The following is a 22,744-nucleotide window of genomic DNA, read 5'->3' as shown; positions in this document are numbered from 1 at the left end:
GGCGGGCCCGGTGCTACTTCGGTTGGAAGGCCCCGACGGTCAGCAGGTTGATCTCGGTGTTCGTGCAGGCGTCCAGCTGCTGCGCGACGAACAGCGAAGCCGTGTCATCGGGCGGGTAGACCCTGAATCCAGCCGCCGGCGTGCGGGTGCAGTCCGGATAGTTGGCGGCCTGGGTGTAGCGCAGCGTGGCGGAGCCTGCCTTCCCGGGGGCGAGCATGACGTCGGAGACCGGGGTTGAGTCATCGCGCGTGGCGGCAGCGCCGATCGGCTCTCCATCCGCCCCGGCTGTGAGGGAGACGCCCGCATAGCCCTTCAACAGGCACGGTTCGGTGCCGGAGTTAGTCAGGATCAGCTGCATGTAGACGCTGCCCGCCGCTCCGCCGCCGCTGGCGTCGGTGGTTGCCGTCAGGCTGGCGGCCTTGCACAGGGCGGGGCCGGACTGGGCCGCCTGAGAGGACGCGGCGGCGGGCGAGGATTCCGTGGCCGTCGCGGAGGCCGAGGGCTCGCTCGAAGTGCTGGCGGAAGCGGTGGGCGGGGAGGTGGCTGGCTGGGGCTGCGCCGAACTGCCCCCGCAGCCGCTAAGGAAGAGAGCCGCCGCGGCAGCCGATGTCACAACCAGTGCGTGCTTCATTCGCTGAGACCTCATGGCTCAACAATTATGCCCGCCGTTGCCTTAGTCAACGATGCCACGGCAACCTGGCCATATTGATGCCCGGATTGTGATTTCCGGGCATCAGCCGAGGTCAGGTGGCCAGGGAGGCGCTGCTGCTAGTCGGTCTCAGGGCCGGAGCAGTAGTGGCAGTCCTCCGGGCAGGAGGCGGTGCCGGCGGATAGTGGATCCGTCCAAGCGGCAGCGCCGGCGGTGGGGTTTGCCCACTGGATTGGCGGCTGAAGCGCGTTTACCGGCTGAAGCGTGTTTAGCGTCTGCGCCGTGGCTTCCCTTCGATCAGTGGTCAGCATGGCGGGCTCCTTCGGCGTCTGCAACGCTCAGTTCGAAGCCGTCGGCAATGTGGAACAGCCGCCGGTGCCCGCCCTTGGAGACCACCCACACGACGGCGCCGTCGGCGGTTCGCGTGTCCACGCGGCCCGCGTGCTCCAGGCGGCCGTCCCGGTGGACGTGGACGGCGTCGCCGATCTCGACGTCGTCCCACCGGGCGGGGCGGCTGGAGAGCCGGTTCTTCTGCAATGTCATGAGGATTCCTGAAGGGTCACGGGCAAACGATGATGTGATCCAGCTAACCGTGGGAAGCCACTTACCCTCAATGGCCAAGTGAATGAAGCACTGCCGCCCCGTTGTGCAGGAGTCCAGACGCTCGGTATCCAGCACTAGCCGTTCGGGTGCGCGTCAGCGCCAGCCGCTGGAGTGTGGCTGGCCCGCCGGGCCAGCCAGGCAAACGTGGGTGGTGGCGGCGGTGGAACGGTGCGGGCCCCTGGCCCGGCGCTGTCCGCCGAGGCCCGGCGCCGGCGCAGTTCCAGGGCGAGGCTCTGCTGGCCGCGTGCCATCGCCCAGCGGTGGTTGGCGGCGAAGCCGGGCTTGAGCAGCCAGCTCAGCCGGCGCAGCAGGGGCTTGGCGGCGCTGACCCGCCAGTCGTAGGTGATGACCGTTTCCGGTCCGTCCGGCTCGAAGGTCCAGCGGCCGGTGCCGTTGAGGTCGCCGGCTGCGGTGAGGGCGAAACCGCGGGGAGTGACCGGCTCCGTAACCGTGAGGGTCCAGCGGAGCGTGTAGGGCAGCCAGCCCTTCGTGTGGAGGCGTACAGGTCCGGGCATTCCGGGCCCTGGCTCCGGGCCGCCGGCCACGGGCTCGGCGCTGAGGTAGACGGACGGCCACCAGCGGGGCATGGCCGTGGCCTCGCTCAGGACGGCCGCGACCTCCTCCGGCGTGCCCGCCACGCGCCAGACGGTCCTGAACTCGTAGTCTGTGCTGCCCATCGGGGCCTCCTTTCAGCCCTGCGTGGATGCCCTCACTATCAATTCGGGCGGAAAGACCACCTGGGTGGGTGCAAAGCCGTCTTCTGCTGCCGCCTCCTGGAGCAGCAGTTCCAGCGCGGTGGAGCCGATAAGGGCACTGGGCTGCCGGATGGAGGACAGCGGCACGACGGCGGCGGCGGCGAACTCGATGTCGTCGTAGCCGATCAGGGCGATCTCCTGCGGCACCTTGACGCCGCCCATGAGCATGAGTCCCTGCAGGGCGCCCACGGCAAGCAGGTCGTTGGCTGCAAAGATCGCATCCGGGCGTTCGGCTTCGGGCCGTGACCGGATGGACTCACCGGCCGCCCTGCCCGAAAGTACGGTCAGGGATTCCGTGGCGATGACCTCGAGTGTTGCGCCCGCGACGGCGTCGATGGCCTTCCGCGCCCCTGCCAAACGGTCCGCCACCTGCCGGATGCTTGCCGGGCCGCCAACAAACGCGATCCGCCGCCGGCCCAGCGACAACAGGTGGGCCGCGGCCATCTCCCCGCCCGCCAGGTCGTCCACGGCCACCGAGGAGAAGCTCATGTTCTCTGTCTGCCGGTCCACGAGCACCGTCGGGATGCCCCGGCGCCGGAGCTGCTCCAGCCTCGGGATGACATTTCCTACCGGGGACAGCAGCACGCCCCGCACGCGCTGCTGCTCAAAGAGGTCCAGATACGCGGATTCCCGGCCCTCGTCCTCGTTGCTGTTGCCGACGAGGACGGTGAAGTTCTCCGCGGCGGCGCGGTCCTCCGCGCCCCGGGCCAGATCCGAGAAGAAGGGGTTGGCGGCGTCCAGGACCACCAGGCCGATGCTGTGGCTCATGCCCGCGCGCAACTGGCGCGCGGCGTCGTTCCGGACGAAGCCGAGCTTGTCGATGGCGGACTGGACCCTGATGGTGACTTCGGCAGAGACCTTCTCCGGCCGGTTCAGCACATTGGAGACCGTCCCGACCGAGACGCCGGCCAGGGCCGCGACGTCCTTGACGCTCGCTGAAACCATTTCCTGTGCTCCTGAAGGTGGACGCCGCAGCCCTTGGGGCCAGGCGGCGCGTACGCAAAATACTCACTTCAGGATACCCGTCCGGGATCCAATTTGAACCCTTTCATTGAAACGAATCAAAAGCCGCGTAATGGATGCGTGACGGCAGTTGACGTGTTGATTTGAAGACCTTATGATTCAAATCACAACTGGTTATGAAACGATTCATTCCAGCGTTCACTAAGGCAGTGTTCACTAAGCCCCAAAGGTGCGGTCAATTTTATGCAGCAGACACACAGTTCCCGGTCCGGCCCCGCTGAGGGGGAGCAGGTTCCGGTTCTCTCGCTCTCCCACGCAGCCAAGACTTTCGGCCCGGTGGTCGCCTTGGCCGACGGCACCATCCACATCGAGGCTGGCGAAATCCACGCACTCGTCGGCGAGAACGGCGCCGGCAAATCCACGCTGGTGAAAATCCTCGCAGGCCTGCACCATCCCGATTCCGGCGACTTCCAGGTGGCAGGCCAGAGCGTCCAGTTCCGCAATGTTGCCGAGAGCAAGGACGCCGGAATCTCGGTCATCTACCAGGAACCCACACTCTTCCCGGACCTGAGCGTCGCGGAGAACATCTTCATCGGCCGCCAGCCCAAGGGCCGTTTCGGGCTCATCAGCAAAGCGATCATGGTCAGGGAGGCGCGCAAGCTGTTCGAGCGGCTTGGCGTTCCGATCGACCCGACCCGCATCGCCGAAGGCCTGTCCATCGCGGACCAGCAGATCATTGAAATCGCCAAGGCCATTTCGCTGGACGCCAAAGTCCTGGTGATGGACGAGCCCACGGCAGCCCTCAGCGGCGTCGAGGTGGAACGGCTGTTCTCCGTGGCCCGGAGCCTCCGGGACCGGGGGACCGGCATCCTCTTCATTTCGCACCGTTTCGACGAGGTCTTTGACCTGTGCGACCGCATCACCGTAATGCGGGACGGCCGGTACATCTCCACCCACCGCACGGCCGACGTCACCGTCGAGCAGATCGTTCGCGAGATGGTGGGCCGCGACATTGGCGCCTTGTTCCCCAAGACCCCTGCCGAGATCGGCGACGTGGTCCTGAAAGTGGACGGCCTCAGCCGCGCCGGGGTGTTCCGCGATATCAGCTTCGAGGTCCGCGCCGGGGAAATCGTTGCCTTGGCCGGCCTCGTCGGCGCCGGCCGCACCGAGGTGGCACGCGCCGTATTCGGTATCGACCCCTACGACGCCGGCGATATCACCTTCGAGGGACGCAAGCTCAAGCCGCGGAATCCCCAGGTGGCCATCACCGCCGGCATGGGCTTCGTGCCGGAGGACCGCCGCAAGCAGGGCCTGGTGATGGACTTGTCCGTGGCCCGGAACGTCACGCTCACGCTGCGCAACAAGTACACGACGGCGGGGCTGATCAACGGGGGCGCCGAGCGGCGCGCGGCCCAGGAATGGAGCAAACGGCTCCAGGTGAAGACCGGCTCGCAGGAGTACGCCGTCTCCACGCTCTCCGGCGGCAACCAGCAAAAGGTGGTGCTCGCCAAGTGGTTGGCCACGGACCCGCGGCTGCTGATCATCGACGAGCCCACCCGCGGCATCGACGTCGGCACCAAGAGCGAGGTGCATCGGCTCATTTCGGACCTCGCCGGGCGCGGGATCGCGATCCTGATGATCTCCTCCGAACTGCCCGAGGTCCTCGGCATGGCTGACCGCGTCCTGGTCATGCGCGAAGGCCGGATCACCGCCGAACTCGACCGTGCCGATGCGAATCCCGAATCGGTCATGCACGCCGCCACGTCTTCCGCAGGAGGAACCCTGTGAGCTCAGCTCTGGACCACAAGAACGCAACGACGCCGGCACCCGCAGCCGGCGCCCGGGACGCCGTCGCCTCGCTGCTGCGGATGCGCGAACTCCCAGTGCTGATCGCGCTGGCACTGCTGGTACTCGTCACCTACCTGATCAACCCGCTGTTCCTCACCGCGCAGGGCGTGAAGGACCTGCTGCTCAACGCCACGATCATCATGATTCTGGCGGTAGGGCAGACCCTGCTGATCATCACCAGGAACATCGACCTTTCCGTCGGCTCCATGCTGGGGCTGGTCGCCTTCGGCACCGGCACCCTTTTCTCGGCTATGCCCGACGTGCCGATTATCGCAGTCTTTGTGATCGGCATGGCCTTCGGGGCGCTGCTGGGCGCCGTCAACGGCGCCCTGGTCACCCTGGCCAAAGTGCCCGCCCTGGTCATCACACTCGGGACGCTCTACGTGTACCGCGGCCTGAACAACGCCTGGGCCGGCGGCAAGCAGTACTTCGCGGGCGACCGTCCGGAGGAGTTCGGCGCCCTCTCGGTGAACACCTTTCTGGGGTTCCCCGTCATCACGCTGCTGGCCATCGGCGTCGTGATCGCCGTCGCCATCTATATGTCCGGCACCCGTCCGGGCCGTGACCTGTACGCCATCGGCTCGGATCCGGACGCGGCCACTGCCTTCGGCATCAAGGTCTCCAAGCGCGTGTTCCTCGCGTTCCTGGCCAACGGCGCGCTCGCCGGGCTGGCCGGGGTGCTCTACGCCAGCCGCTTCAACTCCGTCGGAGCCACCACCGGCACCGGCATGGAACTGACCGTGGTGGCGGCCGCCGTCGTCGGTGGCGTAGCGATCTTCGGCGGCAGCGGATCGGTGACCGGGGCCGCGCTCGGCGCCGTGCTCCTGACCACCATCACCAGTTCCCTGACCGCCCTGCGGGTGGACAAATTCTGGCAGCAGGCGATCGTCGGCGTACTGATCCTCACCGCCATCATCATCGACCGCGTGGCCAGCCTGCGCACAGCCAAGAAACTGCGGATTAGCGAGGCTCGCAATGTCTGAAACCACGTCCACCACCAGCACGGCGCCGGCCGCCGTGGCTGACAACACCAAGCCGCTGGCCAGCGAACCGAAGGGCCGGACCGGCGCCGCACGGATCCTGACCGGCCGGGACGCCATCACCATCTACGCCCTGATTGCTTTCCTGATCTACGCAGCAATCGCCATCCCGCGCTTCGCCTCGCCGGTCACCACCGGCTTCCTGCTCCTGGACGTCATCCCGGTCCTGCTGATCGCCATGCCGATGACGCTGATCATCATCACGGGCGAAATCGACCTGTCCGTGGCCAGTACCGCCGGCCTGACCAGCGCCCTGATGGGCGTCCTCTGGGCCGGCGGGACGGACATATGGCTGGCCCTGGCAATCAGCCTGCTGGCAGGAATTGCCGCCGGCATGTTCAACGGCTTCCTGATCGCGGTCCTCGGCCTGCCCTCCCTGGCGGTGACCATCGGCACCCTGGCGCTGTTCCGCGGCCTGGCCCTGGTCATCATCGGCGACAACGCCGTGGCCAACTTCCCCAAGGCGCTGACCGCCTTCTTCACCTCCAAAATCGGCGGCACCGGCATCCCCACGGTGATGATCGGCGTCGTCGTGGTGATGGTCTTCTTCGGCGTGCTGCTGCACTTCACGCCGTTCGGACGCGGCCTCTATGCGATGGGCTACAGCAAGGAAGCCGCCAGCTTCGTCGGCATCAACGTGGCCCGCAGCAAGTTCTGGCTCTACGTCGGGTCCGGCGCCGTCTCGGCGCTGGCCGGCATCTACTGGACGCTGCGCTACACCAGCGCCCGCAGCGACAACGCCTCCGGCCTGGAACTGGCCGTCATCGCCGCCGTCCTGCTCGGCGGCGTGTCGATCTTCGGCGGCAAGGGCTCCATCCCCGGCGTCATCGCCGGTGTCCTGCTGATCGGGACGCTCAACTACGCCCTTCGCCTGGCCCGGGTGTCCGACGTCGTCCTCATCACGGTGACCGGCCTGCTGCTGATCTTCTCGGTGGTGGCGCCGAGCATCGGCTCCGCCATCAGGCAATGGCGGCACACCCGCCGCGTCCGCCGAAGTTTCACCCGCAAGGCCACCTGAAATTTGCACACCAGCACCACCACAAACCGCGCCCGCCTGGGGCCGGCCGTACCGACCGCACGAAGGAAAAGGGAAGAACAATGATGTTGAACCGCAAGAACAAGGGCCGGACCGGCCGACTGGGAAGCATGGTGGCCATCACCGCCGTGGCCGCACTGGCGCTGACAGCCTGCAACAGCGGCTCTGCATCCTCCAGCGACACCAGCAGCCCCTCGGCAGGCGGCGGGGACCAGAAGATCACCTTCATCCCCAAGCAACTGAACAACCCGTACACGGACGTCGTCCTGGGCGGCGGCAAGAAGGGTGCCACCGAGGCAGGATTCGCCTCCTCGCAGGTCGTCGGACCGCTGGAAGCCTCCGCCTCCAGCCAGGTTTCGTTCATCAACGCCGAGACGCAGGCCGGCACGAACGTCATCGCGATTGCCGCCAATGACCCCGACGCCGTCTGCACGGCCCTCGGCGAAGCCCGGTCCGCTGGCGCCAAGATCGTCGCGTTCGACTCGGACACCAATCCCGACTGCCGCGACGTCTTCATCAGCCAGGTCGTCGCCAAGGACGTTGCCCTGATCCAGACCAAGCTGATTTCCGAGCAGATCGGCGGCAGCGGCGAGATCGCCATCCTGTCCGCCACGGCCAACGCCACCAACCAGAACGAGTGGATCAAGTACATGGAGGAGGAGCTCGCCTCCAACCCCGCGTACAAGGACATCAAGCTTGTGGCCAAGGTCTACGGCGATGACAACGACACCAAGTCCTTCCAGGAAGCCCAGGGCCTCATGCAGGCGCACCCGAACCTGAAGGGCATTATCTCCCCGACCACCGTGGGCATCGCCGCCACCGCCCGTTACCTCTCAACGTCCGCGTACAAGGGCAAGGTTGCCCTCACCGGGCTGGGGCTCCCGAATGAAATGCGGCCCTTCGTGAAGGACGGCACCGTCAAGGAGTTCGCCCTCTGGGATCCGGCACAGCTTGGCTATGTTGCGGCCTTCGCTGGCAAGGCCCTCAAGGACGGCAAGATCACCGGCGCCGAAGGGGACACCTTCACCGCCGGCGAGCTGGGCGAACGCAAAGTCGAAAAGGGCGGCTTGGTGATCGTCGGCCCGCCGACCGTCTTCAACGCCGAGAACATCGACAAGTACAACTTCTAATCCGTTCCTGACCCATACTGAGCGGCCGGGCGGGCCGCCGACAGCCCGCCCGGCACCTCTCCTTCTCCTACTTCTACATCTGTTCCACATCACCGGTGCCACAGCACCGGGACCACGGCGCCCTGCTCCGCCGCCGTGCCCGGAAACCGCGTTCCGGAGCCCCAGAACCCCCATTTCATGCCGGAAGGCCCCCACATGAACCAGAAACAACCGGTAGATCGGCTGCTGCATCCGCACCGCCGCCGCCCCACCCGCATCGGGCTGGTCTCCGGCGGTCTGGGCGCCTACTGGCCCCAGTTTCCAGAGCTGTTGCCGCAGCTGCGGGACTCCGTCCGCTACGTCACCAGCCGCTTCCAGGGACTCGACGCCGACGTCGTCGACACCGGCTTCATCTCCGACGCGCAGGAAGCCGCCGCGGCCGGCGAAAAGCTCCGCGTCGCGGACTGCGACCTCATCGTCATCTTCCTCACCACGTACCTGACGTCCTCCATGGTCCTGCCCATCGCCCAGCGGGCGAAGACCCCCGTCCTGGTGATCGACCTGCAGCCAACCGAAGCGATGGACCATGCCAACTTTGACACCGGCAAGTGGCTGGCCTACTGCGGCCAATGCCCGGTGCCGGAGGTCGCCAACGTCTTCCGCCGGGCCGGGATCGACTTCCGCTCAGTCTCCGGGCACCTCAAGCAGGAGTCCGCCTGGGAGCGGATCACCGCGTGGGTCCACGCCGCCGGCGTCCGCGCCCGGCTCCGCAATGCCCGGCACGGGCTCATGGGCCACCTCTATCCGGGCATGCTGGATGTCGCCACCGACCTCACCACCGTTTCCACCACCTTCGGCTCCCACGTGGAGGTGCTCGAATTCGATGACCTCCGCGAACGGGTCAACGCCGTCACGGAGGCGGAGGTGTCCGAACGCCTGGAGCTTGCCCGCGAACTCTTCGTTGTGGATGACTCTGTGAACGACGACGACTTCGCGTGGGGTGCGAAGGTGTCGGTGGGCTTGGACCGCCTCGTGGAGGACTTTGACCTGGACTCCGTGGCGTACTACCACCGCGGACTGGCCGGTGAACAGCATGAACGGCTCGGCGCCGGGATGATCCTGGGCTCCTCCATCCTGACGGCCCGGGGCATCCCGATGGCCGGCGAGTTCGAGCTGCGGACCTCCATCGCCATGCTGGCGGCCCAGGCGATCGGCGCCGGGGGATCATTTACCGAGATCCAGGCCCTAAACTTCGTCGACAACGTGGTCGAAATGGGACACGACGGTCCGGCCCACCTGGCCGTGTCCGCCCAGGAGCCGCTGCTGCGCGGACTCGGCATCTACCACGGCAAGCGCGGCTGGGGTGTCTCAGTCGAATTCGATGTGCGCCACGGCCCCGTCACCACCTTCGGCCTCGGCCAGGACCCGGACGGAAGCTACGTGTTCGTCACCTCCGAGGGCGAAGTTGTCCCGGGGCCGCTCCTCCAGATCGGAAACACGACCTCCCGCGTGGACTTCGGCGGGGATCCCGGGCTCTGGGTGGACCAGTGGAGCCAGACCGGAATCGGCCACCACTGGGCCCTGTGCGTCGGCCACCGGGCCGCCGACATCAAGGCCGCCGCATCCCTCCTGGGCATCGAACACCGCCACGTGGTGCTCTCATGAGCACCCAGCGCGTCTGCTTCCAACTCCAGGTCAAGCCCCGGCTGATCGAGGAATACACCCGTCGGCACGCCGCCGTCTGGCCGGAGATGCTCCGGGCCCTCAAGGCTTCCGGCTGGAACAACTACTCACTCTTCCTCCGGCCCGACGGACTCCTGATCGGCTACTTCGAAACAGACAGCCTGACCGGCGCCCAGGCCCGCATGGCCCTGACTGAGGTGAACAGCCGCTGGCAGACCGAGATGGCCGGATTCTTCGACGACCTCGCCGGGGCGCCGGACCAGAGCTTCCTCCAGCTCACCGAAATCTTCAATCTCGAGGACCAGTTGTCCGCGGCCAACGCCCCCGGGGACAACCACCAACCGCAAAAGGAACAATCATGAACACCACAGAAACGGCCCTGGGCCGCCTCGGGGAACTCGCCATCGAGGTCCCCTCCTGGGCCTACGGCAACTCCGGCACCCGCTTCAAGGTGTTCGGCACCCCCGGCACTCCGCGCACCGTCCACGAGAAGCTGGCCGACGCCGCGAAGGTCCACGAACTCACCGGACTGGCCCCGACCGTGGCGCTGCACATTCCCTGGGACAAGGTCGATGACTACGCGGCGCTGAAGGAGTATGCAGCGGACCTCGGCGTCAGCCTAGGCACCATCAACTCCAACACGTTCCAGGACGACGAGTACAAGTTCGGCTCCCTGACCTCTTCCAACCCTGCGGTCCGCCGCCGCGCAATCGACCACCACCTCGAGTGCCTTGAGATCATGCACGCCACGGGCTCGCGCGATTTGAAGATCTGGCTCGCGGACGGCACCAACTACCCGGGCCAGGACGACATGCGCGGCCGGCAGGACCGCCTCGCGGAATCCCTGCAGGAGATCTACGCCGGGCTCGGCGCGGCGCAGCGCCTGGTCCTGGAGTACAAGTTCTTCGAGCCGGCTTTCTACCACACCGACGTCCCGGACTGGGGCACCTCCTACGCGCAGACCCTGGCCCTGGGCGAGAAGGCCTTCGTCTGCCTGGACACCGGCCACCACGCCCCCGGGACCAACATCGAATTCATCGTCATGCAGCTGCTGCGCCTGGGCAAGCTCGGCTCCTTCGACTTCAACTCCCGCTTCTACGCCGACGACGACCTGATCGTCGGCGCGGCCGATCCCTTCCAGCTGTTCCGGATCATGCACGAGGTCATCCGCGGCGGCGGCTTCGGCAAAGAGTCCGGCGTCGCCCTGATGCTGGACCAGTGCCACAACCTGGAGGAAAAGATCCCGGGCCAGATCCGCTCCGTGCTCAACGTCCAGGAAATGACCGCCCGCGCCCTGCTCATCGACACCGACGCACTCGCCGAGGCCCAGCGCAACGGCGACGTCCTGGCCGCCAACGGCATCTTCAACGATGCGTTCTACACCGATGTCCGCCCTGCCCTGGCGCAGTGGCGTGAATCCCGCGGCCTGCCCGCGGACCCGCTGGCCGCCTTCAAAGCCAGCGGCTACCAGAAGAAGATCAACGAGGACCGCGTCGGCGGCCAGCAAGCCGGATGGGGCGCCTAGAGCTATGACTGAGAACAAGACCGTTGAAGAACTGATTGCCCGCTCCAACCGCCTGGGCGCGGACAAGCGGAACACCAACTTCGCCGGCGGCAACACCTCCGCCAAGGGCACCGAGAAGGACCCGGTGACCGGCGAGGACGTCGAGCTCCTGTGGGTCAAGGGCTCCGGCGGGGACCTGGGCACGCTGAAGGCCGAGGGCCTTGCCGTCCTGCGGCTGGACCGGCTGCAGGCGCTCAAGAACGTGTACCCCGGCGTCGAGCGTGAAGACGAAATGGTGGCCGCTTTCGACTACTGCCTGCACGGCAAGGGCGGCGCGGCGCCGTCAATCGATACCGCCATGCACGGGCTGGTCGACGCCGCGCACGTGGACCACCTGCACCCGGACTCCGGCATTGCCATTGCCACGGCCGCCGACGGCGAGGCCCTCACCAAGGAGATCTTCGGCGAGAAGGTGGCGTGGGTGCCCTGGCGGCGCCCCGGCTTCCAGCTGGGCCTGGACATCGCCGCGATCAAGGACGCGAACCCGCACGCCGTGGGCACCATCCTCGGCGGCCACGGCATCACTGCCTGGGGCGCCACCAGCGAGGAAGCCGAAGCCAACTCGCTGTGGATCATCGAGCAGGCCGAGCAATACATCAAGGACCACGGCCGGGCCGAGCCGTTCGGGCCGAAGCTCCCCGGCTACGCCGCCCTCCCGGAGACCGAGCGCCGCGCGAAGGCCGCAGCACTGGCCCCCGTGATCCGCGGCCTCGCCTCCACGGACAAGCCGCAGCTGGGCCATTTCAGCGACGCCCCCGCCGTCCTGGACTTCCTCGAAGCCGCCGAACATCCCCGGCTCGGGGCCCTGGGCACGTCCTGCCCGGACCACTTCCTGCGCACCAAGGTCAAGCCGCTGGTCCTGGACCTGCCCGCGGACGCCTCGATCGAGGACTCCGTGGCCCGGCTCAAGGAACTCCACACCGCCTACCGCGAGGACTACCAGGGGTACTACGACCGGCACGCGACCCCGGACAGCCCAGCCCTGCGCGGCGCGGACCCGGCGATCGTCCTGGTTCCCGGGGTGGGCATGTTCTCCTTCGGGGCAAACAAGCAGACCGCCCGGGTGGCGGGGGAGTTCTACCTGAACGCCATCAACGTCATGCGCGGCGCCGAGGCCGTCTCCAGCTACGCCCCGATCGAGGAATCCGAGAAGTTCCGGATCGAATACTGGGCCCTGGAAGAGGCGAAGCTGGCCCGGATGCCCAAGCCGAAATCCCACGCGGGCCGGATCGCCCTGGTGACCGGGGCGGCGTCGGGCATCGGCAAGGCGATCGCCACCCGCTTCGCCGCCGACGGCGCGTGCGTGGTCATCGCGGACCTGAACCTCGAGAACGCTGAAAAGGTGGCCGCGGAACTCGGCGGCTCCGACGTCGCGATCGGCGTCCAGGCCGACGTCACAGACGAAGCCCAGATCGCCGCGGCCATCCAGGCAGCCGTCCTGGCCTTCGGCGGACTGGACCTGGTGGTCAACAACGCCGGGCTCTCCATCTCCAAGCCGCTCCTGGAAACCACGGAGAAGGACTGGGACCTGCAGCACAACGTCATGGCCAAGGGCTCGTTCCTGGTGGCCAAGGCCGCCGCGCAGGTGATGATCGGCCAGGAGATGGGCGGGGACATCATTTACATCTCCTCCAAAAACTCCGTGTTCGCCGGGCCGAACAACATCGCCTACTCCGCCACCAAGGCAGACCAGGCCCACCAGGTCCGGCTCCTGGCCGCGGAACTGGGCGAGTACGGGATCCGGGTCAACGGCATCAACCCCGACGGCGTGGTCCGCGGCTCCGGGATCTTCGCCGGCGGCTGGGGCGCCAAGCGCGCCGCCGTCTACGGCGTGGACGAGCAGGAACTGGGCAAGTACTACGCCCAGCGCACCCTGCTCAAGCGCGAAGTCCTGCCCGAGAACGTGGCCAACGCCGCCGCCGTGCTGACCGGCAGCGAGCTCTCCCACACCACCGGGCTCCACATCCCCGTGGACGCCGGCGTGGCCGCGGCCTTCCTGCGATGAGCACAGCAGCCCCCGGCCTGGCCAGCGCTCCGGCAACCAACGGAACGGTGCCCGGCAGCGTCTTTGCCGCCGTCGACATTGGTGCGTCCTCCGGCCGGGTCATCCTGGGCCGGGTTGCGCACAGCCCCGGCGGGACGAGGGCAGAGCTCGAGACCGTGCACCGCTTCCCCAACGGCGTCAAGGAGCTCGACGGCGGCCTCCGCTGGGACTTCGACGCACTGTTCGCCGAGGTCCTCACCGGGCTCGCGGCCGCCGCCACGGCGGCCGCGGCCCGCGGCGAGCGGATCGCCAGCATCGGGATCGACACCTGGGCCGTGGACTACGGCCTGGTCAACGACGCCGGTGAACTCCTCGCGGCACCGTTCAGCTACCGCGACGACCGGGGCCGCGGCGCCGTCGCACGGGTCCACGAAAAGCTGGACCCGGCGCGTCTCTACGCCACTACGGGGCTGCAGTTCCTGCCGTTCAACACCATCTACCAGCTCGCCGCCGAGCCCGGGCTGGACGGTGTGCAGGCCCTGCTGATCCCGGACCTCATTGGGTTCCTGCTGACCGGCCAGCGCCGCACCGAGGCCACCAACGCTTCCACCACGGGGCTCTTCGACGCCGTCGCGGGGGAGTGGGCCACGGAGTTCCTGGCCTCCCTGGGCTTGCCCAAGGACCTGTTCCCGCCGCTGGTCCAACCAGGGGAGACGGTCGGCACCCTGCTGCCGGGGATCGCGGAACGGACGGGGCTGCCGGCTGCCACGAAGGTGGTGGCCGTGGGCTCGCACGACACCGCCTCGGCCGTCGCCGCCGTGCCCGCGGGCGGCGGAGGCGATGAGGAGAAATTCGGCTACGTCTCCTCGGGCACCTGGTCCCTGGTGGGCGTCGAACTCTCCCACCCGGTCCTGACCGAGGCCAGCCGGGCCGCGAACTTCACCAACGAACGCGGCGTGGACGGCACCATCCGCTACCTGCGCAACGTCGGCGGCCTCTGGCTCCTCAGCGAATGCCAGCGCACCTGGGCAGCCGAGGGCTACCGGCCCGGACTCGAGGAACTGCTCGACGCCGCCGCAACCCTTCCGCCCGGAGGACCCGTCATCAACGCCGACGACCCCTTTTTCATCGCCCCGGACAACATGCCCGAGCGCATCCGGGCCGCGGTCCGCAACACCGGTGCCGTCCTGCCCGAGCATCCCGCGCACATCGTGCGGTGCATCCTGGACAGCCTCGCCGCCGGCTACGCCCGGACCCTCGCCGACGCGGAACGGCTTGCTGACGTGCACGCCGGCGTCGTGCACATTGTGGGCGGCGGATCCCAGAACCGGCTCCTGTGCCAGCTCACCGCCGACGCCACCGGCAAACCCGTCCTGGCCGGACCCGTGGAAGCCACGGCGCTGGGCAACGTCCTGGTCCAGGCCCGGGCCGCCGGTGCGCTCAGCGGTGGCTTGGGCGAGCTGCGGGCCGTCGTCCGGGCCTCCCAGCAGCCTGCGGAGTATCTGCCTTCACCTGCCGCGGAAGACCAGCGGGCCGGGCATGAGCCGGCAGCCAGGTCCGTGTCCGGAGGTGCCCTGTGAGGATCGCGTTGTTCGCCACCTGCATCGTGGACGCCATGTACCCGCGGACGGCCCAAGCCACGGTGTCCATCCTCGAGCGCCTCGGCCACGAGGTCATCTTCCCCGCCGGGCAGGCCTGCTGCGGGCAGATGCACGTCAACAGCGGCTACTTCAAGGAGGCGCTGCCCGTCGTCGCCAACCATGTGACGGCATTCGAAGAAGATGAGTACGACGTCGCCGTCGCACCTTCCGGGTCCTGCGTCGCCTCCGTGAAGCACCAGCACTCCATGATCGCCCGCCGCTGCGGGGACGCCGGGCTGGAAGCCCGGGCAGCCGCCGTCGGGCGCAAGACCTACGAGCTCTCCCAGCTCCTGGTCGATGTCCTCGGCGTCACGGATGCCGCGGCGCAGCTGGGCTCTTATTTCCCGCACCGGATCACCTACCACCCCAGCTGCCACGGCATGCGGCTGCTCCGGCTTGGCGACCGGCAGCTGGATCTGCTGCGCTCGGTCGGCGGCATCGAATTGGCCGAACTGCCCGAGGCCGAGCAGTGCTGCGGCTTCGGCGGCACCTTCTCGATGAAGAACGCGGACGTGTCCTCGGCGATGCTCGCGGACAAGACCGCCAACATCTGCGGCACCGGCGCGGACCTCTGCGCCGGCGGCGACGCCTCCTGCCTCCTGCACATCGGCGGCGGACTGTCCCGGCAGGGCAGCGGCGTCACCACGATGCACTTCGCCGAGATCCTGGCCAGCACCCTCGAATATCCCGCCGCCGTCAGCGGCGACATCCGCCTCACCACGGGAAGGACCGCACGATGAGCGGCACATTCCTGGGAATGCCGTCCCTGCCGGTTTTCGGCATCGGCAACCTGCACGAACACGAGCCCTTCCCGAAAGCCGCGCACCGCGAGCTCGGCAACACCCAGCTGCGGGCAAACCTCGGCCACGCCACCCGGACCATCCGGGACAAACGGCAGGCTGTGGTGTCGGAGCTGCCCGACTGGGAGGAGCTGCGTGAGGCGGGCCGGGTGATCAAGGAATCAGTCATGGCCCGGCTGCCGGAACTGCTCGTGGAGTTCGAGGGGAACTTCACCGCCCGCGGCGGGACAATCCATTGGGCCCGCGACGCCGGCGAAGCCAACCGGATAGTCGCCGCCCTCATCCGGGAGCAGGGCGCTGACGAGGTGGTCAAGGTCAAATCCATGGCCACCCAGGAAATCGGCCTCAACGAGTACCTCGAGGAGCAGGGGATCGCGGCGTTGGAGACCGACCTCGCCGAGCTCATCGTCCAGCTGGACCACGACAAGCCCAGCCACATCCTGGTCCCGGCCATCCACAAGAACCGCAGCCAGGTCCGGGACATCTTCCTGCGCGAAATGGACGGCGTGGATCCGGACCTGACCGACGAACCGGCCCGCCTCGCCGCGGCCGCCCGGGCCCATCTGCGCCGCAAGTTCCTCACCGCCAAGGTGGCCGTGTCCGGCGCGAACTTTGCCCTGGCGGACTCCGGCACGCTCGCCGTCGTCGAATCCGAAGGCAACGGGCGCATGTGCCTGACGCTCCCGGAAACCCTCATCACCGTCATGGGCGTGGAGAAGCTGCTGCCGGCCTGGGAGGACCTCGAGGTGTTCATGCAGCTGCTCCCGCGGTCCTCCACCGGGGAGCGGATGAACCCGTACACCTCGCTGTGGACCGGCGTCACGCCCGACGACGGGCCGCAGAACGTCCACCTGGTCCTGCTCGACAACGGGCGCAGCGCCGCCCTGGCCGACGAAATGGGCCGTTCTGCCCTGAACTGCATCCGCTGCAGCGCCTGCATGAATGTCTGCCCCGTCTACGAGCGCACCGGCGGGCATGCCTACGGGTCCACCTACCCGGGACCGATCGGCGCGATCCTGTCCCCGCTGCTGACCGGGATCACGGCCGAGGAGAACAATTCCCTGCCGTACGCCTCTTCCCTGTGCGGGGCCTGCTACGACGCCTGCCCGGTGAAGATCAACATCCCGGACATCCTGGTGCACCTGCGCGGCGAGGACGTGGACAGCAAACGCGGCAAGAAGAAATTGCCCAGCCAGATGGACTTGGGCATGAAGGCGGCCTCCTGGGCGCTGTCCTCCGGGAAGAACCTTGGCCTGGTGGAGAAGGCGTTGCCCCTGGGCCGGCTGGCCGCCGGACCGGACCGGAAGATCACCAAACTGCCGGGCATCGCCGCCGGCTGGACCCAGAGCCGGGACATCCCGGCCCCGCCCGGACAGTCGTTCCGGCAATGGTGGGACAAGGAGCACCGGGCCCCGGCTGGCCCGGCTCCGGGCTCTGGGGCTGGGGCCGCTGGTTCAGACGGCTCAGGTACCGAATCCGCCGGCACAGAACCCGCCGGCACAGAGGAGACCCCGTGAACGCGCGCGCAGAAATACTCGACCGGATCCGCTCGGCCCTCCGGGACGCCCCGGCCGTGGCCGAGGTGCCCCGCGACTACCGCCGCGCGTCCGGACTCGGCGAGCAAGAGCTCATCGAGCTCCTGACGGACCGGCTCCTGGACTACAAGGCAAACGTCTTCGTCGAGGATGCGGCGGCGGTTCCGCGGCGGCTCGCCACGCTGCTTGAGGGCACCGGCCGCTACGCCGTCCCGCACGGACTCGACCAGTCCCTGTTCGCGGAGGCGGACGCGGACGACGCCGGCTCCCGCCGCGTTGCCGACGTCCCCGGGCACCGGCTCAGCGTCGAGGAACTGGACGGGGTGGACGCCGTCGTGACCGGCAGCGCCGCCGCGGTCGCCGAAACCGGCACCATCATCCTCGACGCCGGCCCGGACCAGGGCCGCCGGGTCATCAGCCTCGTCCCGGACCGGCACATCTGCATTGTCCGGGCCGGGGACATCACCGCCATCCTGCCGGAGGCCCTTCGCCGGCTCGACGCCACCCGCGCGCAGACCTGGATCAGCGGCCCCAGCGCCACGAGCGACATCGAACTCGAACGCGTCGAAGGAGTCCACGGCCCGCGGACCCTGGACGTGGTGATCGTGCGCGGGTAGACGGGGGGACGTGGCCCTGCGTCAACTTGCAAATAAGTTGCAAATAGAGGGACGCAGGGCTTTCCTGCTGGCAATGAGGTGTGCCCGGTGAGCGCGGCAAAGCCAATCGCCCAGAAAATACTCATGTTCTTCTCAGCGGGGAGTTGAACCATGGAACCATGTACTTAGTTGATCCCAGAGCCTACGCATATCGCTTGATGCATCCTGGCGCCTGGTTCCGCACTGCGATCTGCCGGCACCTGGTAGTCCAAGGCCAGCAGTCCACGCACTCCCGACTCGACTATCTCGAGGCCGGCGTCACGGGAACTCTGAGTACTGCCTACTCGCGTCGCAGGGCCAAGGAACTGGAGCAGGCCTTCCGGAACGGCGAAGTTTCCTACGAAGACGCGTGCCTGGAGATGGAGCAGCTCGACGGAGGTATCTGAGCGGTTGCCTGCGCTCGCCGGAACAGAGGGTCCGCTACGATGACGCTATGAGCGCGCAGCTACGCTAGCCCCATTTGGGGGCCGGCGACAATGGAAAGGCATTCCATGATCAAGCGCGCTCTGCCACATGCACTGTTCTATGTCTTCGGACACCGTGTCTGCTGTGGCGCCATTCCTGACTGGACCGCTCACGTCGGCCAGAAGTGGGACACCTTTGATGTCGCACCCTACAACCTCTACAACGTCATCTGGCGCGCTCAGAACTGGGTCCTGCAAAACTGCGACGACTAACCGTCTCAGAGCGTTCTTTTCGCGTGGCAACTGCTCCGGCACCCGAGCAGGGAGAAGGGGCCGAATTGGGCTGGGCGTAGGGTGGAAGTTGGACGAAAGGAGCACTTCATGAAGAAAATCCTTATGGTACTGACCAGCGTTTCCGAGATCGGTGATACCGGAGAGAAGACCGGCTACAACGTGGCCGAAGCTGCACATCCCTGGAAGGTCTTCAAAGATTCCGGGCATTTCGTCGACTTTGCGTCCATCCAGGGCGGCCAGCCCCCTCGCGACGAGGTGGACTCAGAAGATCCCATCCAAGTCGCCTTCACGGAGGACGAGACCACGCGCGCCGGCCTCTACAACACTGCCCGCGTCGACGTCGTTGATCCCGGCCAGTACGACGCCGTCTTCCTGGTGGGAGGCCACGGCACCATGTGGGACTTCCCGTACAGCGAAGGCTTGCAGAATCTGGTGGCCAGCGTCTACAACACCGGTGGCTTGGTGGGCGCGGTGTGTCACGGACCGGCTGGCCTGCTGAACGTGGAATTGGAGAACGGGTTCCGCCTCGTCGAGGGCCGGAAGGTGGCCGCCTTCACCAACGACGAGGAGGTTGCCGCAGGGAAGGACAAGGTCATCCCGTTCTTCTTGGCAGACCGGCTCGAGGAACAGGGCGCCACCCACGTCTCCGCTGGTGTCTTTGAGGAGAAGGTCGTCGTTGACGACCGGCTGGTGACCGGCCAGAACCCGGCCTCAGCCGCGGGCGTGGCCAAGGAGATGGAGAAGCTCTTCGCAGCGGTCATCCACCAGGAAAAAGCCGAGGAGCAGCACGAGACCGAGGCCCTGCGCGCCGAGAAGGATGCCGAGAAAAACGCCAAGAAGGCTGCCGCAGAAGCGGAGCACTAACACCAACAGCCCCCTAAGACTGACGGCCGCCCCGACGAGGGGCGGCCGTCAGTTGTCGTGCATGCGCCGGCTACCACACTGTCCAGCGCATCTAAGAGAGTTCGGGACACCGCCGTTGACCGTCCGAGGCGCCTTTGGACACGATCCCGGCCCTTTGGTCCGATGTCCGCGGCGTGTCCGTGCCAAAGTGCCCCCGGACCGCATCCGCCGGGCGAGACCACGACGCCCGAGTCCGGTAGCTCAGGGGTCCCGGCAGGACGCCCCTGGCATGCCCGGCAATTACAGACGTTTTGTCCTAGAACCCCTTCAATGCCAACGAGAAAGTTCCGGGCAAAGCAAAAGGCCCTGCTTCCCTTTGTTTGCAAGGGAAGCAGGGCCTTTCTCGTTCGCGGTGACGGTGGGATTTGAACCCACGTTGGCTTTTACACCAAACAACATTTCGAGTGTTGCACCTTCGGCCGCTCGGACACGTCACCAACCTGACTAGGGTACCGGAGCAAGGCGCCCATCCACAAAACGAGCCCCAACGGCTCCCGCACACCACCGCGAACGCGCGCCGCACCCTTCCCCGCGAACAGGGAGAAGCACTAGATTCGGAAGCACAATGACGATTTCTGAACGGCACGCCACGGCCACCGCCTATTGGACCGTCGGCCCGGAGCAGGGCGAGCTCCGCAGTGAGGTGCTGCCCGCCCGCGGGCCCGGCGAGGCGCTGGTCCGGACCCTGTATTCGGGCATCAGCAAGGGCACCGAGCTGGTGGTCCATCACGCCAGCGTCCCCGAGTGCGTTGCGGCGGCCATGGCCGCCCCCAACCAGGCGGGGGACTTCCCGTACCCGGTGAAGTTCGGCTACCTCACCGTGGGGGTGGTCGAGGAGGGGCCGGAGGGCTGGGCAGGCAAGACCGTCTTTTGCCTCTACCCGCACCAGGACCGCTTCATCGTCCCGATCGAATCCCTCACCGTCGTCCCCGACGGCGTTCCTGCCCGCCGCGCCGTGCTCACCGGCACGGTGGAAACCGCCGTCAACGGCCTCTGGGAGGCTGGACCCCGGCTGGGCGACAGGGTTGCCGTGATCGGTGCCGGACTCGTCGGCGGCATGGTGGCCAAGCTACTGGCCGGCTTTCCGCTCGCGCGGCTCCAGCTGGTCGACGTCGACCCCGCCAAACGTGCGTTCGCGGACGCCCTCGGCGTCGACTTCAGCCACCCCGACGACGCCCTCCCGGACTGCGACATCGTGATCCACTGCTCCGCCTCGCAGGAGGGCCTGCAGCGGAGCCTGCAGCTGGCGGGCGACGACGGCGACATCATCGAAATGTCCTGGTACGCCGACCGGAAAGTCACCCTCCCGCTGGGTGAGGACTTCCACGCCCGCCGCCTGTCCATCCGGGCCAGCCAGGTGGGGGTTGTAGCCCGCGCCCGCCGGCACCGCCGCACCAACGCCGAGCGCCTCGCGCTCGCCGTCGCCCTGCTGCAGGACCCGCTATTTGATGTCTTCCTCACCGGGCAGTCGCCGTTGGCGGAGCTCCCCGGCGTCGTCCAGCGGCTCGCCGACGGGACCTTGGACGCCCTGTGCCACGTCATTGAACACCCATCCGTCGAAACACCATCCAATGAAGAGCAAACCGCCCCTGTCCCGTTCAACGAAGCCACGAGGTAGCCCGTGTACAGCCTGACCGTCCGCCGCAGCTTCATGATTGCCCACAGCCTTCCCCGCGAAATCTTCGGCCCCGCCCAGGGTCTGCACGGGGCCACGTTCGTCACGGAGGTGACCTTCCGCCGTCGTGAGCTCAATGACGACGCGATCGTGCTGGACATCGGTGCGGCGGGGGCCGTGGTGGACGAGGTCCTCGATGGGTTGAACTACCAGAACCTCGACGAGCACCCCGACTTCGCCGGCAAGCTGAGCACCGCCGAGGCCCTGGCCCGATACATCGCCGACGCCATCGCCGCACAGATCCGCGTCGGCAACGACGGGCGCGATCTCACCGGGCTGAACGTCACCCTGCGCGAAAACCCCGACGCCTGGGCCGGCTACTCGCTGGACTTCGACGCCCACTAGGCGCAGCAGATGCCCCCGCCCAGCCCTCGCCTGCGGTTCGTGGTGCCCGGCAACGTCCGGCACAACTCAGGCGGCAATGTCTACAACGCGGCGCTCGCCCGGGAACTGGCCACCCTCGGCGTCGCGGTAGAGACCTGCCCGCTCGACGGCGACTGGCCCGGCGGCAGCGCGGGAGACCGGCGGCGTCTGGCCGCGCTGCTGCGCCCGGCACCGAATGCGGGCGGCTCTGCAGGGTCCGTGACGCTGGTCGACAGCCTCCTTGCCTGCGGGGCGCCCGCCGAACTGGAGGCGGCCGCAGCAGCCGGGCAGCCGGCCTGGGTCCTGCTGCACATGCCCCTGCCGGAGCATCCCGAGCGTGAACGCCGGGCGCTGCAGGCCGCGGGCGGGATCATCTGCACAAGCCGCTCGGCTGCGGCGGGCATCGGCGCCCGGCACGGCCTCGATAATTTGCTTGTCGCCCTGCCGGGTAGTGTGCCGGCCCCGCTGGCGGTGGGAAGCCTGGCCGCCGGCAACGGCGTGCCGCATTTCATCGCCGTCGCCGCGCTGCTGCCGAACAAGGACCAGGCGCTCCTGCTGGACGCGCTCTCCCTGCTCAGGGACCTGCCCTGGACGGCGTCCCTCATCGGCTCGGACACCGCCCACCCGGCCTATGCCGCACGGCTGCGGGACACTGTGGAACGCTTGGGCCTGGCCGGGCGGGTCAGTATCCCAGGCGAGCTCCGGGGCCCGGCGCTGGATACTGCATGGGATGCGGCCGATCTCAGCCTGCTGATTTCCCGGGCCGAAACCTACGGGCTGGTGGTCACCGAATCGCTGGCCCGCGGCATTCCCGTGGTGGTGCGCGGCGGCACCGGAGCCGTCGAGGCCCTCGCCGCCGGCAGCCCGCCCGGCACGCCGGTACCGGACAGCCGGCCGGTGCCCAACAGGCAGCAACCGGACGGGCCGGCGCCGGATTCGCAGCTGCCGGGCGCCGCCGTCGAACTCGGAACAGACCCCGCCCCGCTGGCGGACGTGCTCCGCCGCTGGCTGGCCGACGCCGGACTCAGGGACCGCTGGCGGGACGCTGCGGCGGCCGCCCGGGACCGGCTGCCCGGCTGGGACGCCACCGCCCGGACCGTTCTGGAGGTCCTCTCCATGGCAGCTGCGGAAACTCCGGCAGCTCCGGAGTCGCCCGAAACCGCCAACCCCGGAACAGGACGGCGCGGGTTGATACGGCTTCTTGATACCGCTGACAGTGAAGCTGTTGGAGAATGAGCCC

Annotated in this window: 22 protein-coding genes and 1 tRNA gene; 18 read left to right on the top strand and 5 right to left on the bottom strand. The window is 67.8% G+C overall.

The features are described from left to right. Positions 1-13 precede the first annotated feature (13 nt). The 4 genes from AC1DDO_RS05460 to AC1DDO_RS05445 form a co-directional block, all read right to left on the bottom strand. Positions 14-631 (bottom strand): DUF4232 domain-containing protein, encoded by a 618-nt coding sequence (locus AC1DDO_RS05460; protein WP_476867308.1) that lies wholly within the window; start codon positions 629-631, stop codon positions 14-16. Positions 632-946: 315 nt separating this feature from the next. Further along, positions 947-1,192 (bottom strand): hypothetical protein, encoded by a 246-nt coding sequence (locus AC1DDO_RS05455; protein ID WP_476867309.1) that lies wholly within the window; start codon positions 1,190-1,192, stop codon positions 947-949. A gap of 134 nt (positions 1,193-1,326) precedes the next feature. Continuing rightward, positions 1,327-1,929 carry an SRPBCC family protein gene (locus tag AC1DDO_RS05450; RefSeq protein WP_476867310.1) on the bottom strand — a complete coding sequence of 201 codons (603 nt, stop codon included), beginning with the start codon at positions 1,927-1,929 and terminating at the stop codon, positions 1,327-1,329. A 12-nt stretch (positions 1,930-1,941) separates the two neighbouring features. Further along, positions 1,942-2,952, bottom strand: coding sequence for a LacI family DNA-binding transcriptional regulator (locus AC1DDO_RS05445; protein WP_476867311.1), 1,011 nt, complete (start codon positions 2,950-2,952; stop codon positions 1,942-1,944). Between the two features lie 261 nt (positions 2,953-3,213). Here AC1DDO_RS05445 and AC1DDO_RS05440 point away from each other — a divergent pair, with 261 nt between their 5' ends. The 15 genes from AC1DDO_RS05440 (at position 3,214) to AC1DDO_RS05370 (ending at position 19,427) form a co-directional block, all read left to right on the top strand. Then, positions 3,214-4,758 carry a sugar ABC transporter ATP-binding protein gene (locus AC1DDO_RS05440; RefSeq protein ID WP_476867312.1) on the top strand — a complete coding sequence of 515 codons (1,545 nt, stop codon included), beginning with the start codon at positions 3,214-3,216 and terminating at the stop codon, positions 4,756-4,758. Next, entirely contained in the window at positions 4,755-5,801 is a 1,047-nt protein-coding gene (locus AC1DDO_RS05435) for an ABC transporter permease (RefSeq protein ID WP_476867313.1), read from the top strand. The genes AC1DDO_RS05440 and AC1DDO_RS05435 overlap by 4 nt, the downstream gene beginning before the upstream one ends. Continuing rightward, positions 5,794-6,876: an ABC transporter permease gene (locus AC1DDO_RS05430; protein WP_476867314.1), complete on the top strand. Its 1,083-nt coding sequence runs from the start codon at positions 5,794-5,796 to the stop codon at positions 6,874-6,876. The genes AC1DDO_RS05435 and AC1DDO_RS05430 overlap by 8 nt, the downstream gene beginning before the upstream one ends. An 80-nt stretch (positions 6,877-6,956) precedes the next feature. Then, positions 6,957-8,024, top strand: coding sequence for a rhamnose ABC transporter substrate-binding protein (gene rhaS, locus AC1DDO_RS05425; protein ID WP_476867315.1), 1,068 nt, complete (start codon positions 6,957-6,959; stop codon positions 8,022-8,024). A gap of 195 nt (positions 8,025-8,219) precedes the next feature. Beyond that, positions 8,220-9,668: an arabinose isomerase gene (locus AC1DDO_RS05420; protein ID WP_476867316.1), complete on the top strand. Its 1,449-nt coding sequence runs from the start codon at positions 8,220-8,222 to the stop codon at positions 9,666-9,668. Next, positions 9,665-10,048: an L-rhamnose mutarotase gene (locus AC1DDO_RS05415; protein WP_476867317.1), complete on the top strand. Its 384-nt coding sequence runs from the start codon at positions 9,665-9,667 to the stop codon at positions 10,046-10,048. The genes AC1DDO_RS05420 and AC1DDO_RS05415 overlap by 4 nt, the downstream gene beginning before the upstream one ends. After that, the gene (rhaI, locus tag AC1DDO_RS05410; protein WP_476867318.1) at positions 10,045-11,211 is read left to right on the top strand and encodes an L-rhamnose isomerase; all 1,167 of its coding nucleotides are present in this window, start codon (positions 10,045-10,047) and stop codon (positions 11,209-11,211) included. Before AC1DDO_RS05415 ends, rhaI begins: the two co-directional genes overlap by 4 nt. Positions 11,212-11,215: 4 nt before the next feature. Then, positions 11,216-13,255: a bifunctional aldolase/short-chain dehydrogenase gene (locus tag AC1DDO_RS05405; protein ID WP_476867319.1), complete on the top strand. Its 2,040-nt coding sequence runs from the start codon at positions 11,216-11,218 to the stop codon at positions 13,253-13,255. After that, positions 13,252-14,814 (top strand): rhamnulokinase, encoded by a 1,563-nt coding sequence (locus tag AC1DDO_RS05400; RefSeq protein ID WP_476867320.1) that lies wholly within the window; start codon positions 13,252-13,254, stop codon positions 14,812-14,814. Before AC1DDO_RS05405 ends, AC1DDO_RS05400 begins: the two co-directional genes overlap by 4 nt. Then, entirely contained in the window at positions 14,811-15,614 is an 804-nt protein-coding gene (locus tag AC1DDO_RS05395) for a (Fe-S)-binding protein (RefSeq protein WP_476867321.1), read from the top strand. Before AC1DDO_RS05400 ends, AC1DDO_RS05395 begins: the two co-directional genes overlap by 4 nt. Beyond that, positions 15,611-17,191 (top strand): LutB/LldF family L-lactate oxidation iron-sulfur protein, encoded by a 1,581-nt coding sequence (locus AC1DDO_RS05390; RefSeq protein WP_476867322.1) that lies wholly within the window; start codon positions 15,611-15,613, stop codon positions 17,189-17,191. Before AC1DDO_RS05395 ends, AC1DDO_RS05390 begins: the two co-directional genes overlap by 4 nt. Continuing rightward, positions 17,188-17,826, top strand: coding sequence for a LutC/YkgG family protein (locus AC1DDO_RS05385; protein WP_476867323.1), 639 nt, complete (start codon positions 17,188-17,190; stop codon positions 17,824-17,826). The genes AC1DDO_RS05390 and AC1DDO_RS05385 overlap by 4 nt, the downstream gene beginning before the upstream one ends. Positions 17,827-18,020: 194 nt before the next feature. Next, on the top strand, positions 18,021-18,251 hold the full coding sequence (locus tag AC1DDO_RS05380; protein WP_476867324.1) for a hypothetical protein: 231 nt from the start codon (positions 18,021-18,023) through the stop codon (positions 18,249-18,251). Positions 18,252-18,356: 105 nt separating this feature from the next. Further along, the gene (locus tag AC1DDO_RS05375; protein ID WP_441410930.1) at positions 18,357-18,542 is read left to right on the top strand and encodes a hypothetical protein; all 186 of its coding nucleotides are present in this window, start codon (positions 18,357-18,359) and stop codon (positions 18,540-18,542) included. Positions 18,543-18,650: 108 nt separating this feature from the next. Continuing rightward, positions 18,651-19,427 (top strand): type 1 glutamine amidotransferase domain-containing protein, encoded by a 777-nt coding sequence (locus AC1DDO_RS05370; protein ID WP_476867325.1) that lies wholly within the window; start codon positions 18,651-18,653, stop codon positions 19,425-19,427. A 389-nt stretch (positions 19,428-19,816) separates the two neighbouring features. On the opposite strand, the gene AC1DDO_RS05365 is transcribed toward AC1DDO_RS05370, so the two are convergent. Continuing rightward, a tRNA-Ser gene (locus tag AC1DDO_RS05365) sits at positions 19,817-19,903 on the bottom strand. A 128-nt stretch (positions 19,904-20,031) separates the two neighbouring features. On the opposite strand from AC1DDO_RS05365, the gene AC1DDO_RS05360 reads away from it, so the two are divergent. The 3 genes from AC1DDO_RS05360 to AC1DDO_RS05350 are packed head-to-tail and all read left to right on the top strand — an operon-like array spanning position 20,032 to position 22,740. Continuing rightward, positions 20,032-21,084 (top strand): zinc-dependent alcohol dehydrogenase, encoded by a 1,053-nt coding sequence (locus tag AC1DDO_RS05360; protein WP_476867326.1) that lies wholly within the window; start codon positions 20,032-20,034, stop codon positions 21,082-21,084. Between the two features lie 3 nt (positions 21,085-21,087). Next, positions 21,088-21,486: a 6-pyruvoyl trahydropterin synthase family protein gene (locus AC1DDO_RS05355; protein ID WP_476867327.1), complete on the top strand. Its 399-nt coding sequence runs from the start codon at positions 21,088-21,090 to the stop codon at positions 21,484-21,486. A gap of 9 nt (positions 21,487-21,495) precedes the next feature. Beyond that, on the top strand, positions 21,496-22,740 hold the full coding sequence (locus AC1DDO_RS05350) for a glycosyltransferase (protein ID WP_476867328.1): 1,245 nt from the start codon (positions 21,496-21,498) through the stop codon (positions 22,738-22,740). Positions 22,741-22,744: the final 4 nt, after the last annotated feature.

The sequence above is a fragment of the Arthrobacter sp. 10N43 genome, assembly GCF_056394525.1.
This window is presented reverse-complemented; position numbering and strand designations above follow the sequence as displayed.

Coding starts and splice junctions, on each gene's coding strand:
- AC1DDO_RS05460 (WP_476867308.1), bottom strand. CDS start 631: ATGAAGCACGCACTGGTTGTGACATCGGCTGCCGCGGCGGCTCTCTTC.
- AC1DDO_RS05455 (WP_476867309.1), bottom strand. CDS start 1,192: ATGACATTGCAGAAGAACCGGCTCTCCAGCCGCCCCGCCCGGTGGGAC.
- AC1DDO_RS05450 (WP_476867310.1), bottom strand. CDS start 1,929: ATGGGCAGCACAGACTACGAGTTCAGGACCGTCTGGCGCGTGGCGGGC.
- AC1DDO_RS05445 (WP_476867311.1), bottom strand. CDS start 2,952: ATGGTTTCAGCGAGCGTCAAGGACGTCGCGGCCCTGGCCGGCGTCTCG.
- AC1DDO_RS05440 (WP_476867312.1), top strand. CDS start 3,214: ATGCAGCAGACACACAGTTCCCGGTCCGGCCCCGCTGAGGGGGAGCAG.
- AC1DDO_RS05430 (WP_476867314.1), top strand. CDS start 5,794: ATGTCTGAAACCACGTCCACCACCAGCACGGCGCCGGCCGCCGTGGCT.
- rhaS (WP_476867315.1), top strand. CDS start 6,957: ATGATGTTGAACCGCAAGAACAAGGGCCGGACCGGCCGACTGGGAAGC.
- AC1DDO_RS05420 (WP_476867316.1), top strand. CDS start 8,220: ATGAACCAGAAACAACCGGTAGATCGGCTGCTGCATCCGCACCGCCGC.
- AC1DDO_RS05415 (WP_476867317.1), top strand. CDS start 9,665: ATGAGCACCCAGCGCGTCTGCTTCCAACTCCAGGTCAAGCCCCGGCTG.
- rhaI (WP_476867318.1), top strand. CDS start 10,045: ATGAACACCACAGAAACGGCCCTGGGCCGCCTCGGGGAACTCGCCATC.
- AC1DDO_RS05405 (WP_476867319.1), top strand. CDS start 11,216: ATGACTGAGAACAAGACCGTTGAAGAACTGATTGCCCGCTCCAACCGC.
- AC1DDO_RS05400 (WP_476867320.1), top strand. CDS start 13,252: ATGAGCACAGCAGCCCCCGGCCTGGCCAGCGCTCCGGCAACCAACGGA.
- AC1DDO_RS05390 (WP_476867322.1), top strand. CDS start 15,611: ATGAGCGGCACATTCCTGGGAATGCCGTCCCTGCCGGTTTTCGGCATC.
- AC1DDO_RS05375 (WP_441410930.1), top strand. CDS start 18,357: ATGATCAAGCGCGCTCTGCCACATGCACTGTTCTATGTCTTCGGACAC.
- AC1DDO_RS05370 (WP_476867325.1), top strand. CDS start 18,651: ATGAAGAAAATCCTTATGGTACTGACCAGCGTTTCCGAGATCGGTGAT.
- AC1DDO_RS05360 (WP_476867326.1), top strand. CDS start 20,032: ATGACGATTTCTGAACGGCACGCCACGGCCACCGCCTATTGGACCGTC.
- AC1DDO_RS05350 (WP_476867328.1), top strand. CDS start 21,496: ATGCCCCCGCCCAGCCCTCGCCTGCGGTTCGTGGTGCCCGGCAACGTC.